This window comes from Terrabacter aerolatus (assembly GCF_007991735.1).
GTDB lineage: Bacteria > Actinomycetota > Actinomycetes > Actinomycetales > Dermatophilaceae > Terrabacter > Terrabacter aerolatus.
In genome coordinates this window covers 47,907-62,627 of record NZ_BJYX01000006.1, presented here as the reverse complement: position 1 = coordinate 62,627, position 14,721 = coordinate 47,907, and the positions used below count along the sequence as shown (strand labels likewise).

General features: G+C 59.9%; 13 protein-coding genes. 6 read left to right on the top strand and 7 right to left on the bottom strand.

Annotated features, from left to right (window positions below; translation table 11 throughout):
* Positions 1-213 precede the first annotated feature (213 nt).
* Positions 214-2,079, top strand: coding sequence for a nucleoside-diphosphate sugar epimerase/dehydratase (locus TAE01_RS07520; RefSeq protein WP_246111206.1), 1,866 nt, complete (start codon positions 214-216; stop codon positions 2,077-2,079).
* A 21-nt stretch (positions 2,080-2,100) separates the two neighbouring features.
* Here the strand turns inward: TAE01_RS07520 and TAE01_RS07515 are convergent, their stop codons facing one another.
* A complete protein-coding gene (locus tag TAE01_RS07515; protein WP_147065290.1) occupies positions 2,101-2,718 on the bottom strand; it encodes a sugar transferase in 618 nt (205 codons plus the stop codon).
* Positions 2,718-3,878 (bottom strand): DegT/DnrJ/EryC1/StrS family aminotransferase, encoded by a 1,161-nt coding sequence (locus TAE01_RS07510; protein WP_281289273.1) that lies wholly within the window; start codon positions 3,876-3,878, stop codon positions 2,718-2,720. The genes TAE01_RS07515 and TAE01_RS07510 overlap by 1 nt, the downstream gene beginning before the upstream one ends.
* A gap of 114 nt (positions 3,879-3,992) precedes the next feature.
* Here TAE01_RS07510 and TAE01_RS07505 point away from each other — a divergent pair, with 114 nt between their 5' ends.
* The 5 genes from TAE01_RS07505 to TAE01_RS21180 are packed head-to-tail and all read left to right on the top strand — an operon-like array spanning position 3,993 to position 9,276.
* Complete coding sequence (locus TAE01_RS07505) at positions 3,993-5,267, top strand: glycosyltransferase family 4 protein (RefSeq protein WP_147065018.1); 1,275 nt, start codon at positions 3,993-3,995, stop codon at positions 5,265-5,267.
* A 22-nt stretch (positions 5,268-5,289) separates the two neighbouring features.
* Positions 5,290-6,396: a polysaccharide biosynthesis C-terminal domain-containing protein gene (locus TAE01_RS07500; protein ID WP_147065016.1), complete on the top strand. Its 1,107-nt coding sequence runs from the start codon at positions 5,290-5,292 to the stop codon at positions 6,394-6,396.
* A complete protein-coding gene (locus TAE01_RS21185) occupies positions 6,348-7,007 on the top strand; it encodes a GNAT family N-acetyltransferase (protein WP_147065014.1) in 660 nt (219 codons plus the stop codon). The genes TAE01_RS07500 and TAE01_RS21185 overlap by 49 nt, the downstream gene beginning before the upstream one ends.
* The gene (wecB, locus tag TAE01_RS07490) at positions 7,007-8,146 is read left to right on the top strand and encodes a non-hydrolyzing UDP-N-acetylglucosamine 2-epimerase (RefSeq protein WP_147065012.1); all 1,140 of its coding nucleotides are present in this window, start codon (positions 7,007-7,009) and stop codon (positions 8,144-8,146) included. The genes TAE01_RS21185 and wecB overlap by 1 nt, the downstream gene beginning before the upstream one ends.
* A 20-nt stretch (positions 8,147-8,166) precedes the next feature.
* Positions 8,167-9,276 carry a glycosyltransferase family 4 protein gene (locus TAE01_RS21180; protein WP_371860830.1) on the top strand — a complete coding sequence of 370 codons (1,110 nt, stop codon included), beginning with the start codon at positions 8,167-8,169 and terminating at the stop codon, positions 9,274-9,276.
* Here TAE01_RS21180 and TAE01_RS07480 read toward each other — a convergent pair.
* From TAE01_RS07480 to TAE01_RS21170, 5 genes are all read right to left on the bottom strand, one after another.
* Entirely contained in the window at positions 9,268-10,380 is a 1,113-nt protein-coding gene (locus TAE01_RS07480; protein ID WP_147065008.1) for a glycosyltransferase family 4 protein, read from the bottom strand. The genes TAE01_RS21180 and TAE01_RS07480 overlap by 9 nt on opposite strands.
* Positions 10,377-11,237 carry an O-antigen ligase family protein gene (locus tag TAE01_RS07475; protein ID WP_147065006.1) on the bottom strand — a complete coding sequence of 287 codons (861 nt, stop codon included), beginning with the start codon at positions 11,235-11,237 and terminating at the stop codon, positions 10,377-10,379. Before TAE01_RS07475 ends, TAE01_RS07480 begins: the two co-directional genes overlap by 4 nt.
* Positions 11,238-11,520: 283 nt before the next feature.
* Positions 11,521-12,849: a glycosyltransferase gene (locus tag TAE01_RS07470; RefSeq protein ID WP_147065004.1), complete on the bottom strand. Its 1,329-nt coding sequence runs from the start codon at positions 12,847-12,849 to the stop codon at positions 11,521-11,523.
* Positions 12,846-14,138, bottom strand: a complete 1,293-nt coding sequence (locus TAE01_RS21175; RefSeq protein ID WP_147065002.1) for a lipopolysaccharide biosynthesis protein — start codon at positions 14,136-14,138, stop codon at positions 12,846-12,848. The genes TAE01_RS07470 and TAE01_RS21175 overlap by 4 nt, the downstream gene beginning before the upstream one ends.
* Positions 14,135-14,323, bottom strand: coding sequence for a DapH/DapD/GlmU-related protein (locus TAE01_RS21170; protein WP_371860829.1), 189 nt, complete (start codon positions 14,321-14,323; stop codon positions 14,135-14,137). The genes TAE01_RS21175 and TAE01_RS21170 overlap by 4 nt, the downstream gene beginning before the upstream one ends.
* Positions 14,324-14,721 lie beyond the last annotated feature (398 nt).

The window sequence follows — 14,721 nt, the reverse complement described above, 5'->3', positions numbered from 1 at the left end:
AGTCCCCCGGTGCTCGCAGCGTAGTGGAGTTGGAGTGCCGCCCGAGTTGAGCGAGGCTCCGACTCCTGCGACTCGTCCACGTGCCAGACATGTCAGGCTCTTTACCAATTCACGGCTATCCTTCAGGTGCGCGTGATTTGACCGGTATGACACCGGGGTGCCGTTGGTGGGCCTAGGGCGTCGTCTTCGCCGCCGCGAAATCGCGCAGGACACGTGCGCTCAGGGACGTCAGGGAATCGTGGTGGGTACAGGGTGACAGCGCAGTTACGCAGGGCTCGTTGGATCAGACTTGGCTGGGCTGCGGTCGACGCCCTCATGTGGTTTGTGATGCTGTTCGCCGCATTGTGGATCCGCCTCGACTTCGCGCTCGACGAGAACTTCCTGCGAGGCACTGCGATGTTCGCCTTCGCGGCGATGGTCGGCCAGATGCTCGCTGGTTACCTCGTCGGTCCCTACTCGATCAGCCACGTCCTTGGCTCCTTCGAGGAGATCGTCGAGCTGACCACCTCCACGGCAATCGTGACGGCCCTGCTCTTCCTTTGGTCGCTCGTCGTGTCGCCCCCCGTGATCCCGCGCGGCGTCCCGCTCACTGCAGGGGCCCTCGCGATTGCCACGATGTTCGCCCTCCGCTTCGTCGTCCGCACTGTGCGGTCCCACAAGGCGATGCAGACGGCCGCCGAGCGACGTGCCATCGTCTTCGGCGCGGGCGAGGCCGGTCGTCGCCTCCTGCGCAGCATGAAGTATGACGGCGCGGGCTCCTTCGTGGCGGTGGCTCTCCTCGACGACGACCCCTCGAAGCACCGCCTGCGGCTCGAGGGCCTGCGCGTCCGTGGCACGCGTGATGACATCGCGGCGATCGCGGAGCGCTTCAAGGCTGACACGCTCGTCCTGGCCCTGCCCAACGCGGAGGCGCCGACCCTGCGTGACCTCGCTGCTCGAGCGGCCGATGCCGGCCTCGACGTCGTGAGCCTGCCGCCCCTGAAGGACATCATGGGCGGGCGCCCGACGCCCAACGACCTGCGTGACCTCGACGTCGCCGACCTGCTGGGCCGCCGTCCTATCGAGCTCGACACGACCGCGATCGCCGAGCAGATCTCCGGACGCCGCGTCCTGGTCACCGGGGCCGGTGGGTCCATCGGCTCTGAGCTGTGCCGGCAGATCGCACGCTTCGGTCCCTCGCGCCTCTTCATGCTCGACCGCGATGAGTCAGGACTTCAGGGCACGGAGATGAGCCTGTCCGGTCACGGCCTGCTCGACTCGGACGACCTCATTCTGGCCGACATCCGTGACCCGGAGGCGCTCGCCGAGGCTTTCGAGCGCGCTTGCCCCGAGGTCGTCTTCCACGCCGCCGCGCTCAAGCACCTTCCCCTGCTCGAGGCGCATCCACTCGAGGCGTGGAAGAGCAACGTCATCGGCACCCTCAACGTCCTCACCGCTGCCGAGGCCGTGGGCGTCTCCACCTTCGTCAACATCTCCACCGACAAGGCCGCCAACCCGACGTGCGTCCTCGGCTACAGCAAGCGCCTCGCCGAGCGTCTCACTGCCGACTTCGCGGGAAGGGCCAGCGGGCGCTACGTGTCGGTACGCTTCGGCAACGTCCTGGGTTCTCGCGGTTCAGTTGTGCACGCGTTCACCGCGCAGATCGAGATGGGCGGTCCGATCACGGTGACCCACCCGGACGTACGCCGCTACTTCATGCTCATCCCGGAAGCCTGCCAGCTCGTGCTCGAGGCGGCATCCATCGGCGTCGACGGCGAGGTGATGGTGCTCGAGATGGGGGAACAGGTCAAGATTCTCGAGGTAGCCGAGACCCTCATCCGGATGAGTGGCCGCCGCGACATCGATGTCGTCTTCACAGGCCTACGCCCCGGCGAGAAGTTGGGCGAGGAGTTGTTCTCGCCGACGGAGGAACGTCGCAAGACAGACCACCCTCTCGTGGACAGCGTCGGCGTTCCACAGATGGCCCCGTCTCTCGTTCTGGACCATCCGATGCAAAGAGCAGATGAGGCGCTGGAGGTCATGCAGAGGGAAGCCTTCTCCACCCAGAGTGGTTTGCGGAGTGGAGCGATGACCACGTGATTCGCCCGGCCATGCGGGTGGTCATCCGGAGATGACCGCACGCAGAGTCTGACCGAGAACGACAAGATCCTTGGTGAACGAGCGCGTCCTGACGTACTGCGCGTAGGCGGCCGTCTTTCGAGGCAGCAACTCCTGCACGTAGTAGGTCTCGGGGTCCGGAGCTGCGGCCAGCTCGTCCGCCTCGTTGCGAAACTCGATGCTCGCAGGGTCGGTGATCCCAGGCCGAACCGAGAGGATCAGGTCGCGCATCTCCGGAGGCCACTGCGCTACATAGACCGGCACCTCGGGCCTTGGCCCGACCAAGCTCATGTCCCCACGAAGTACGTCGAGCAGCTGGGGAAGTTCGTCCAGCTTGCTCTTGCGTAGCACCCGTCCTACGCGCGTGACGCGGACATCACCCGTGCCGCTGACCAAGCGTCCATCATGGCTCGCTCGCATGGTGCGGAACTTGTGGATCCGAAAGGTGCGTCCGCCCCTTCCCACCCTGTCCTGCCGAAAGAGCACCGGCCCAGGGGAGTCCAGTTTGATGGCCGCGCAGATCACACCCAGAGCGGGTGAGGTCAAGACCAGGCCCAAGACCGAGGCAGTGACGTCAAGAGCACGTTTGCTGAGCGCGGACGAGCCTTGTTTGGTGAGCATCACGCGAGCACGGTGCGTACGGCGGCAATGACGCGGTCACTCTGGGCATCAGTCATCGAGGAGAAGAGCGGCAGGCTGAGCGACGTCGTGAAGTTCTGCGACGCCACCGGGAAGTCCCGGTCGCGAAGCTCGTAGGCGTCTCGCCAGTAGGGATGCTGATGCAGCGGGATGAAATGAACGCTGGTTCCCACTCCGAGCCGGGCCATCTCCTCGATGAACTGGTTGCGGTCGACCCGGGAGCTCTCCTGCAGACGGATGACGTAGAGGTGCCATGCATGTAGGTCCTCCGCTCCGGCGTGAGTGGGCAGCTTGACCGGGAGGTCCGCAAGAGCGGCGTCGTATCGCGCCGCGAGCTCGGCACGTCGGTCCCGCATGGACCGCGCTCGGCCCAGCTGTACGCGCCCCATCGCTGCTGCGGGATCAGTCAGGTTGTACTTGTAGCCAGGCGCGACGACCTCGTAGTGCCAGGAGGGCTTGGTGCTTCGATAACGATCAAACACGTTGCGGTTGATGCCGTGGAGGCGCATCGTGCGCAGACGCGCGGCGACGTCCTTGTTCCGGGTCACCACCATGCCGCCTTCGCCCGTGGTGATCGTCTTGGTCGCATAGAAGCTGAAGACGACGGCATCCGATTCGCCGGCGCCCACCATCGTGCCGGCGCCCACACAGGGGAGAGCATGAGCGGCGTCCTCAACGACGAGCAGGTCGTGTTCGTCGGCGAACCGGCGGATGGCGTATGGGTCGACAGCCAGACCCGCGAAGTGGACGGGGATGATGGCCTTGGTGCGGTCCGTGACCGCGCGCTTGGCGGCGTCGAAGTCGACGTTGAAGGTGTCCTCTTCCACATCGACGATGACTGGGTGAGCGCCCAGGTATCGGACGACCTCCGCCGTGGCAGTGAAGGTCCAGGTCGGGACGATGACCTCGTCGCCAGGTCCGATGCCCAACGCCTCGAGCGCAAGGTGCAGCCCAGCGGTTGCCGAGTTGACGCACACGGCCTCCACATCGCCACCGACGAAGTCCGCGAACTCGCGCTCGAAGGCCGCCGCACTGGGACCGGTGGTCAGCCACCCGGAGCGCATGGAGGAGACGACAGCAGCAATCTCCTCGTCGCCGATGTCCGGTAGCGCGAACGGCAGGAACTCTTCGATTGCTACCACGACGTCCTCTTCACGGTTACTACGGCTTATGCGAACTTCTGTAGGATATGCCGAGTCGGGGCGGGTTTCTGCTCCGAGTCAGCACGCGAGCACCATCGGGGACGGAGTGAGGCCTTGCGCATTGGGCTCCTCACCCAGTGGTTCGACCCCGAGCCGGGTCCCGCGGCTCTGCCCGGCGTCCTGGCGCGAGGACTTGCGGCTCGCGGACACGACGTCCAGGTGCTCACCGGCTTCCCCAACTACCCCACTGGCCAGGTCTCCGAGGGCTACCGCGTCCGACGCCACACCACCGAACGTGTAGATGGGGTCGACGTTCATCGAGTCGCCTTGTACGCGAGCCACGATGCGTCGACGTTGAAGCGCATGATGAACTACGGCTCCTTCGGCGTCTCAGCGATGGTCAGCGGTGGGGCAGCCCTTCGGGGGCTGGATGCCCTGTGGGTCAACTACTCGCCCATCACGGTCGCCGGAGCGCAGCTCGTGGCACGCCATGCCTTCGGCGTTCCGTCGGTCGTGCACGTGCTCGACCTCTGGCCAGACACCCTCTTTGCAGGCGGCTTCGCATCAGAGGGTCGCGCTGGTCGAGTTCTCGCCGCCGGCCTCGAACGTTGGTGTCGTTCGATGTATGGCTCAGCCTCTTCGGTGGCGTACATCTCTCCGAGCGTCGGGGAGACGCTCGAAGGGCGGGGTGTGCCGCGGCACAAACTCCACTACGTGCCGATGTGGGCGGATGAGGGCATCTTCAGACCAGGTGGCACCAGCATGCGGAAGACCTTCGGCATCGATGACGACGCCATCGTGCTTCTCTACGCCGGAGCCATGGGTGAAGCGCAGGGCTTGGAGTCCTTGATCGAGGCATGCCGGCAGATCTCCGACCCTCGTTTCGTGTGCCTGATGGCGGGCTCAGGGGTGACCGAGGCAGCTTTGCGGGCTCAGGCCGAAGGCCTGTCCAACGTGCGTTTCATCGGTCGAGTGACGCAAGACGAGATGACTGACTTGATGGCGACCGCGGACGTGAACTTCGTGGGCCTTCGATCGCACGCGTTGTCGCACCTGACCATGCCGAGCAAGACCCAGGCAACCCTCGCGGCAGGTAAGCCCCTGATCGTCGCTGCGGAGGGCGACGTGGCGGGGGTGGTCTCGGCGTCGGGGGCTGGCTTCCTCGCGCGACCAGGGGACGTCGGGTCAATCGCGGCGGCGATTCTGGCCGCCCTGGGTTTGGGCAGGCCTGGGCTGGCGCCCTTGGGGGACCGCGCACGCGCGTTTTACGACAGCACGTTCTCAGTCCGAGAGGGAGTGGCTCGTGTCGAGGCGCTCCTCACGGACGCGGCCGAGTCGGGTCCGCGAGTGTCGGCCGGGAATCTGATCCACAGCACCACTCAGAGATGAACACAAACCAGGGAGTTGGCACATGAAGATCATTCTGACTGGAGCGGGCGGTTTCCTCGGCTGGCATACCAGAGTCCGCCTGCAGGCGCTGACACAGCACCAGGTGGATGTCGTCGACCGCTCGAACTGGGACCGACTCGCCGAAGTGCTGTCTGACGCCGACGCCGTCATCCACATGGCTGGAGTAAACAGGGCCGGCAGTGATGACGAAGTTCGAAATGGCAACATCAACCTGGCGCACGAGCTGGCTGACGGGCTGCGCGAGTCGGGCGCCACTCCACGCATCATCTTCGCCAACTCGATCCAAGCCGGCAACGGAACGCCGTACGGCGACGGCAAGGAACGAGCTGCGAAGATTCTCTCCGACTTCGCCAAGGAGACCCGCGTCCGTTTCGTGGACGTCTTGCTCCCCAATCTCTTCGGCGAACACGGCCGACCGAAGTACAACTCCTTCGTCGCGACCTTCGTGCAAGCGGTGGTCGAAGGTGAGATTCCCGAGATCTCAGATCGCGAAGTCGAGCTGCTGCACGTGCAGGGAGCCGCTGCCTCCCTCATCGAGGCGCTGACCTCCACGAGTTCGGTTCTGCGACCCCAAGGCACCATGACCACGGTCAAGGGAGTCTTCGACACCCTTTCGTCGCAGCGCGCAACCTACGCCACCGGAGATGTTCCTCCGATCGCCGACGACCTTGAGCTCGACCTCTTCAACACCCTTCGGGCCGCTCTGTTCCCGACGCACTACCCGATCGGGCTCACGTCGAATGAGGATGCTCGCGGCAAGTTGGTTGAGACCGTGCGAACCCACAGCAGCCAAGGACAAACCTTCGTGTCGACGACGATCCCTGGCGCCACCCGGGGAGACCACTTCCATTTGCGCAAGGTCGAGCGCTTTGTCGTCCTCTCCGGCCGTGCCGCCATCTCTCTCCGTCGCCTCTTCACCGACGAGGTGATCACGTTCGAAGTCGACGGTTCCAAGCCTGTGATCGTCGACATGCCCACGATGTGGCTCCACAACATCACGAACATCGGAGACACCGAAGTACTGACGCAGTTCTGGTCAAACGAGCTCTTCAATCCTGAGTGGCCGGACACCTACTGGGAGAAAGTGCACCTGCAGGTGGATGCGTGACCGAGACACGTCTGGACGTTCTCACGTCGGATGACGTGGCGGAGGTGGCCCGCCTGCACCGTGAAGCGTTTCCCGGATTCTTCCTCACACAATTGGGCGAACCTTTCCTCCGGCAGTTCTACCGCGGTCACGTGGAGGACCCGACTGCGGTTGCTGTCGTCCTCCGCGACGCCACGGGGCGCCCGCTAGGTTGTGTGGTTGGCACGACCGAGCCGCGTGGGTTCTACAGTCGTCTTCTTCGACGGCGGTGGCACGGGTTCGCCGCTGCGGCTGCGAGGACCGTGGTCACCCGACCTTCTGCGGCACCTCGCCTCTTGAGAGCCGTGGCCTATCGCGGGGGAGCGGACTCAACGGGGCAAGGAGCGCTACTCAGCTCGATCTGCCTCTCTCCCGACCTTCAGGGATCCGGGCAGGGCGTGCGCCTCCTGCAAGGATGGGAACTCTCGGCGCACGAGCGCGGAGCGAAGCATGCCTTCCTGGACACCGACGCACTCGGCAACGAGCGCGTCAACGCCTTCTACTCACATCAGGGGTGGGAGTTGCGGGGGTCTTACACGACCACGCAGGGGCGCCAAATGAACCGTTATGTGAAAGAGCTGGTACGAGCCTGATGCTGAAGGTCATGACCATCGTAGGGACGAGGCCGGAACTGATCCGGCTGTCACAGGTGATCAAGCGCCTAGACGAGTCTGTGGAGCACATCCTCGTTCACACGGGACAGAATTACGACTTCACACTCAACGAGGTCTTCTTCAGAGACCTCGGGCTTCGTCAACCCGATCACATGCTCGGCGTCGACACCAGCTCGTTGGGACGCGTGTTGGGGGACACGCTGATCAAGACCGAGCAAGTGCTCCTCGACGAGCGACCCGACGCGCTGCTGGTCCTTGGCGACACGAACAGCTGTATCGCTGCGGTCATGGCCAAGAGGATGCGAATCCCCGTCTACCACATGGAGGCCGGCAACCGATGCTTCGACGAGAACGTCCCTGAGGAGACCAACCGCCGGCTCGTTGACCACGTGGCGGACTTCAATTTGGTCTACACCGAGCACGCTCGCCGCAACCTGTTGTCAGAGGGCCTGCACCCTCGACGAATCCTTCTCACGGGTTCACCGATGCGCGAGGTGCTCGCTGCGTACGAAGCGGAGATCCGATCGTCCGACGCCCTAGAACGCCTACAACTAGCCTCTGGAGGCTACTTCCTCGTCAGCGCCCACCGCGAGGAGAACGTGGACTCTCCGGAGCGGCTGGGCATGCTTTTGCAGTGTTTGATCGCTGTCAGGGACAAGTTCGATCTTCCGATCCTGGTGTCCACCCATCCTCGAACGCGAAAACGCCTGGAAGCCTTGCCCAACTGGGATGAGCCAGATGGAGTTGATTTCCACGAGCCGTTCGGCTTTCACGACTACAACCACCTTCAACTCCACGCCGCATGCGTCCTCTCGGATTCGGGAACCATAGCCGAGGAGTCGACATTGCTTGATTTCCCTGCAGTCACACTTCGCGAATCGATTGAACGACCCGAAGCCCTGGACACCGGGGGGATCATGATGGCCGGCCTATCTCCGGACAACCTCATTGAGGCTATCGAACTTGCGACAGGAGATCTAAGCAAAACCGAGCCCACACGACGCATACCGAACGACTACTTCATTCAGGATACGTCGCATCGAGTCGTTCGATTTCTAGTATCGACTGCGCGCCGCCACCACGTGTGGGCGGGAATCCGCCCCTACGCCGGGGATTGAGGCACAAAGTGCGAATCACAATGGTTGGCCCGTTTCCCCAAGACATCGGCACGCCAAGTGGTGGAGTGGAGGCTGCGACCGTGAATCTTATTCACGGCATCGCAAAGGTTTCTCCACAAATCGAGATATCAGTCGTGGCATACAGCACTTCGGATTCCAGAACTGTTGTCTCGCATTCCTTCGGTGAAGCGATATATGTCCCACAAAGAAGTGGGTTTAAGGGGTGGCGAACGGATCTGCATGGCGAGCTCTACGACCTGGCGTCCAGGGAGTCGGCGGACATTGTCCATGTCCAAGGCCTCGCCTCAGTAGCCATTCGACTTCGCAAGTCGGTCCTGACCGTTCATGGCATGGCAGAGCGAGACACATGGGCAAACTCCTCCGGGACATCTCGTCTCCCCAGGACAGTCGCTACGGGACTCCTAGAGGGGCTTCCCCGCCTAGCGGCGCGCCGAGTGATTTCGATATCTCAGCGGCAGCACCAGCTTGCGCTGCGACTCGGAGCGAACTCGCACCATATCCCCAACGCATTGCATGAAGACTTCTTTTGCGCAGGCGACCCTGTAGTTACTCGCGACCCATCACTGCTGGTTCAATCCGGCATTATCAACCCGCTAAAACGAGTGCACGACTCAATCAAAGCACTTCGCCAAATCAAGGCAGACTATTCGGGGGCCCAGATAGTATTCGCCGGTTCGGGCGTAGACTCGGAATACGGTAAATATTGCGTTGAGCTTGCAAGAGAGCTGGGCGTGCTGTCGGCAGTGCACTTTGCAGGAAAGATGTCCACCCTTGAAATGGCATCTTTGCTCAGGAGCGCAGCCGTTCTCGTTCACCCGTCCATCCAAGAAAACGCCCCTATGGCGGTTGCCGAAGCATTAGCCTCAGGGACGGCAGTTGTGGCTCGAGGTGTGGGCGATATCCCCAATATGCTTCACCAAGCGCCAGGTTGCGTCGTAACTCCTCTAGCTTCCGATCTAGCCGGCCCCCTTACACAAGGGTTGGCGCTTTATGATGATTCGCAGGCAGCAGGGCGCAGAAGCAAGGCGATCCGATACGAGCCTTCCCGCGTGGCCCTTGAAACAATTGAGGTATATCGTAGTTACGCGACTGGAAAATCTTCAGCATAGATCCTTGATTACACGTCGGAGCCGAGGCATGACAGATTCGACTGAATAAAGGCGTGCAACCCGTTGAGGTCCTGAAGCTCGCGCCGCGGAAGCGAAGGACTCGTCTAGTACGGCTCGTTCCACTGCCTTAACCAAAGACTGAATAAATGTCGAATCATCTCTCGAGACCACCAAACCGGCAGCGTCCGCAGAGTTGGCACCGATCATTTCCCTGATCGCGCCCACATCCGTAGCCACTACGGGTAAGCCGTGAGACATGGCCTCTAGAACAACCATCGGGAAGCCCTCGGAGATTGACGGAAACAAGAGCACGTCTGCCAGTTCGTAAAGTCTGTCGAGATCTGTCGGAGTCATTGGTCCTGCGATCAGGACGTTATCCACATCGCCTACAGCACGATCCAAGCGGCCTGCAAAGTCTACGGGCACCCCGCCAACAAGCACGAAATCGAAATGAGGCATTAATCTCGCAACTTCGACGACGTCAAGGCTGCCCTTTGCGATCGACTGCCAACCCACATGCACGACCATGCTCCGACACCCGTCCTTCCGTGAAGGCGCCGGTCTTCGAACTGCCACGTCCGTAGTAGCAAGCATATTGGGTATATAGGCAGACCGCTCATCGCCAAGTACATCCACTAGTTCCGCATAGATGTCAGGCGTAATGGACACGACCTTGGAAGCCCGGGATAAAGACAATCGTGCATACCACCGCGACACTCGTCCCCTCCCGAAAAACCCTACGGTGTCGCCGCCGTGAAGGTGGACGATTATGGGGACGCGAAAAGATGCCAAGACGTGGATCAAGAGCATATCGCGAACCCAAAAGCCTAAGCTCGGGGCCGCCGCAATGTAGGCAACGTTCGGGCGGGTTTTACGCGAAACGAGGTTAAGTGTCTCAAAGATGCGAGTGGCAGCATCCCTGGTGCCAAAAATGAGCCTACGCGAGAAACTGGTTTGACCAAGGTCCATGTAATGCTGGGCGGTGTCAACCACGACAAAAGTGAAGTCTTCGCCGAGGACTTCGATCACCAACCTGGCCCAAGTGGCAATTCCTCCAATTACATTGACCGGAGCATATAGCGCAACAACTGGTTTCAGCTTCATAGTCGGGCTTCACGTCGATCCGCATAGATTTGACTCCAAGACAAGGCAATAACAAGCCACAACATACGGCGCGCTTCCAGAGTGAGAGCCAGCGAGCCCGCCGCGACGGCCGGGGCCAAGAACAGAATCAGTGAGCTGAACCTCGAATTGCGCGCATCCAAAGCTAGGCGCGCGAGGAGCCAGCCAAATACCATCAGGCCAAGCGCGCCAGTCTCTAGGAGCACACCTAAGAACACGTTATGCGCAACGGTGGAAAAGCCTAGTTGGCCACCTAAGTAGGATGGACTTGCACCCGCACCAACGCCAACCATATCCCAACCGCGTTCAAGGATGGCGTCCCAAATTATCGTACGATTGCTTAGATTTCCCGATTGCAGTGCTTCCCCGATCGATGATAGACGCTCGGGGATTAGGGCCTTGGGTAAGGAATCAACAACTAGAATTAGCACCAGAATGGCTGAAATAACGCCCGCGAGCTGGCCCCATCGTCTCTGGCCAATCGCTACGAATGTCACGACGAGCACGATACCTGCCGCGCCGAATACGGCCGTTCTTGAACCGGTCGCGATGCCAGCTGTTAGTAAGAGGGGGAGAGATGCCACGGCAACGATTTTGTTTCGGCGACGGCCTTTTAGAAGTAGGTAAAGGGCGCACCCCAAGCCCATGACGATTGCCATTGCCACGTCGTTAGCATTGCCGTTAGCCGTACGACGCGAGTCACTTGCTGCCGGCGCAAGCAGCACGAAAGCGCTCGCTAACACTGTTCCGGCCAGAAAGGCCATTGGAACTTTATCCTCGAGATGAATGATGTCGCCCGAAAGAAACCAGGAGGTGACGAGAACAGTTGCGAGCGTCACAACTCGCGCAAGTGTCAGCTCTGGGTCGACGCTCCAAAAGTATGAAACAGAACATAAGAACAAGAAGATGAAAGATGGAAGCGTCTGACGTAGCCCCGGCCCTTGAGCAGGTTGTCGGCTTGAGAGCCGTTCAATGAAAGATAGCGACAAGTAGACTAGACCCAACAAGAAGGGTAATGAGCGTCCGCCCACGTCCAGTCCGTCGAAAGGAACGCTCGAAACGTAGACCAGGGCCGCAAACTGTGGAAAGCTAAGGGGCCGCCGTGGCACTATTTGAGCGTTTTCAGCTATGTGCCTGAGGCGGTTCTCCCTTAGCAACTGCGACCTCCTTAAGAATGTTTGACAACTTTTCGTTTTGTTCACGACGTGACAGGCCCGTTAGCGACTGCAATGGATTTGGCGGAATCCTCCCATTTCGAAGCTTGACTGACATCCACGACTTAACTATTTCTTGCAACTCCTTCGGATTGTTAGATACAAAGCCCAACTCTCGCTCACGAATGAGCTCTGCTGCCACCCCAAACTCGTAGCCGAGCATCAAAACTGGCCGCCTAGCCTGAACGTACTCAAATATCTTGCCGGAGTAGACGCCCTTTTCCCGTGGATCGTTCCACATCAACAGTAGTAGCACGTCACTTTCCTGCTGCAACCTAGCTGCCTCCGCGCGGCTGACACGCGGCATGGTGGATACCAGATGCCTCACGCCACAGCTTTGTGCAGAATCGGCCACGGCCGCCACCGTGCTCCCTATGAACACAATTTCAACATCTTTGGGCCCTAAATTTAGAGCCGATAGAGCCTCAAAAAGTGGACGTGGGTCGCGTTTCCCTTCATAGATCTCCCCCGTGTAAAGGATGCGCAGCGGTAGGTGTGTTGGACTTACAACGGATACCTCATCTTGAGAATCATACCCGTTCATGACCACGTACACAGGTATTGCTGTCTCATGTTCGAGGTCCCGCGCGAGCGGCTCAGAGACGGTAAGTAGAGCTGACGCGGACCGCCACACTCGGCGCTCGATTTGCCGATCGAGTCTCTTACGCCATTCCGGAAGGGCGTAGTACCCGCTCAGAGTCCAGAGGTCTCGGTAGTCCGCGACCCATGGAACCTCCCACCTTCTTGAGAGCCTCTTTGCGAAGAGGAAAGTTGAAAATGGGGGCCCGCTGGCAAGGATGACATCAGGTTTGGTGTGAATTTCATGCATGATGCGACGGGTGCTTGTCGTCCAGCGGAATACCTCGGGGTCCGGAATCGCAATGAATGACCGATGGGCTCTGCCAGCTAGCTGCCGGACTCGGCGAAGAAGGCTCGAATGACCCTGTCCTGACCCGGACTGGCGGGTTGGGACAGGGGCATGCGGTCCAGTGGATCCAGGGTTGCGTACAAAGGAGCTGACCGACCCTTCCCTCCGGAGAACATGAACGCTGCAGTGTTCGATTTCCGGTTCGGGTCCCCACGCCTTGGGCGTCACGACGCTCACTGCCCAGCCTAAGGCTTGGAGATCACGGGCAAAGGCTCCCAGCCTTGCGGCCGCAATGGAGTTACTCGGTGGAAAGTGATCGGTGATGAGGAGTACGGAGGGATGGGGCTTTTCAGGAGTCGATACCGTCATGGGGTCCGGCTTCTTTCAGAGTCTTGAGTGAGGCGGTACACGTGGGCAAGAAGGCCGGCGTAGACTGCGGCCAAAGCCCAAGCATTGAACGCCGCGAACCTAAGAGCTGGCCATGTAAAGACGTTCGCGGCGACAAAGCTCGCAAGCGTCGTAACTAGAATGACTAGTTGCCAAATCAAGAGAGCCCGCTGACGCTCATAAACGAGAAACGTCGTAGAGAGTGGGCTCATAATAAATCGCATCCAAATGACCGGCATCATCGCTCTAGTAAAATCGCCCGCTTCGCGCCACTCGGGACCGAATACGAATTGAAAAATGTCTGGCGCAAAGACCCATAAGATTATAAACGGCGCTACCGATAGCGTCGACAAGTAAAGGAGCGTGCTACGGAAGATTCGATCGCCACTCCCTCCCGCCGAGCGGCGTAAGGAAAGTTCGCGAAGATAGACCTGAGAAGCTGTCATTCCTATAAGGGCGGCAGGCAAAGTGAGCATCCGGTATGATAACGAGTATTGACCAAGCGAACTATGTGAATATAGTGCTCCGATGCCAAGTATGGTTATATTCAGGCCCAAAATGTTGGACAAATTTGACCAGAGTTCGAATCGTGGAAACGCAGAGTAGCGGCGCGCTACCGTAATCAAGGCTCCAGCGGAGGTCGGCGCACCTTGATCTCTAAACTTCCTCCACAGTGGGTAATTTCCGGTGAGAAGAGAGATTAGAGTGCCGCCGATGAGACCGTGAATACCCGCTCCGGCGACGCCTAGAATTGCTTGGGCGCCTGCCCCGGTGACGCTCCGTGCCGCGGATGTCTTGGCTATAACCTTGGTGGCATCATGCCTTAAAGAGAATATCGTTAAGGTCTCGTATATACTCCCGAGGAGACCTGCAAGAGGTATCGCTACCATCCAAATGCCAAGTGGTCGTAGCGCTTGTGGGATCGGCAGAAAAAGAAACCATGCGAGGGCGGTAATGGTTAGAAGGCCGCAGAAAGTAATTGAGAGTCGTAGTGAGAGGGACGTAATTGCGCGAGCGTCAGAGTCTGCCACCGGTAGTGTGGTGGCCATGTGATACCTGCCTGTGGCGACCGCCGTGACTATAGCTGAGATTGCTCCAAATGTCGCCAGCGCACCATATGTGGAGGGGGTATATAATCGGGTAAGTAGAGGAGAGGCGACAATTGGTACGATTTGTGCGACAACTGCGCCCGACAAAAGGACCCCGGCGCGCTTGGCGTTCGGTCTAAGAAGAAGCTGTCTGAGTCGCCTGGCGTTCTGTTCTCCGTTCATAACTGCTTTATAATCTTCGCCGGGTTTCCCGCGACTATGCAGTTGCCCTCGGGGAACGACTTAGTGACAACTGACCCAGCCCCTACTGTCGTACGTGAACCCAGGATCACACCAGGAAGAATAACGGAGTTCATCCCTATCCAGCAGTCATCACCAATGATTATCGGTTCCCCTGCTGCATGCATTTCGGGAGACCCTGGTATGTGGTTCGCGGTGATAAGCCCTACATTAGGCGCAATGAAGGTGCGACGGCCAACCGATATGTCAGCGTCAAAGTTCTGAAAATAGCATCCTGGGGAACTGAGATTTCTGGTCATATCTTCCGGGTGCATGTGAAGATTGTCAATATTGCTCACTGTTGTGGATGGCGAGACTGGCCAAGGAGTGCGCCGGTTGAATCCCAAGATCTTTTGCTGCCATAGCGCGGTGATCATCCGCCGGTAGCCAATAAAGGCACCGTCGAAATAAACCCCCGTCATTGAGCGAGGGTCGAAGAAGCATGATAAAAACATTTTCAACGGCCTAACGCCGAACTTGGCCGCGGACTTCAGATGTCTATTCATTTCCCCACTGCCGGTTGACA

Excerpts from the sequence above, each read along its gene's own strand:
- TAE01_RS07480 (WP_147065008.1), bottom strand. The coding sequence starts at position 10,380 with ATGAAGCTGAAACCAGTTGTTGCGCTATATGCTCCGGTCAATGTAATT.
- TAE01_RS07500 (WP_147065016.1), top strand. The coding sequence starts at position 5,290 with ATGAAGATCATTCTGACTGGAGCGGGCGGTTTCCTCGGCTGGCATACC.
- TAE01_RS07515 (WP_147065290.1), bottom strand. The coding sequence starts at position 2,718 with ATGCTCACCAAACAAGGCTCGTCCGCGCTCAGCAAACGTGCTCTTGAC.
- TAE01_RS21170 (WP_371860829.1), bottom strand. The coding sequence starts at position 14,323 with ATGCATGCAGCAGGGGAACCGATAATCATTGGTGATGACTGCTGGATA.
- wecB (WP_147065012.1), top strand. The coding sequence starts at position 7,007 with ATGCTGAAGGTCATGACCATCGTAGGGACGAGGCCGGAACTGATCCGG.
- TAE01_RS07470 (WP_147065004.1), bottom strand. The coding sequence starts at position 12,849 with ATGACGGTATCGACTCCTGAAAAGCCCCATCCCTCCGTACTCCTCATC.
- TAE01_RS21180 (WP_371860830.1), top strand. The coding sequence starts at position 8,167 with ATGGTTGGCCCGTTTCCCCAAGACATCGGCACGCCAAGTGGTGGAGTG.
- TAE01_RS21175 (WP_147065002.1), bottom strand. The coding sequence starts at position 14,138 with ATGAACGGAGAACAGAACGCCAGGCGACTCAGACAGCTTCTTCTTAGA.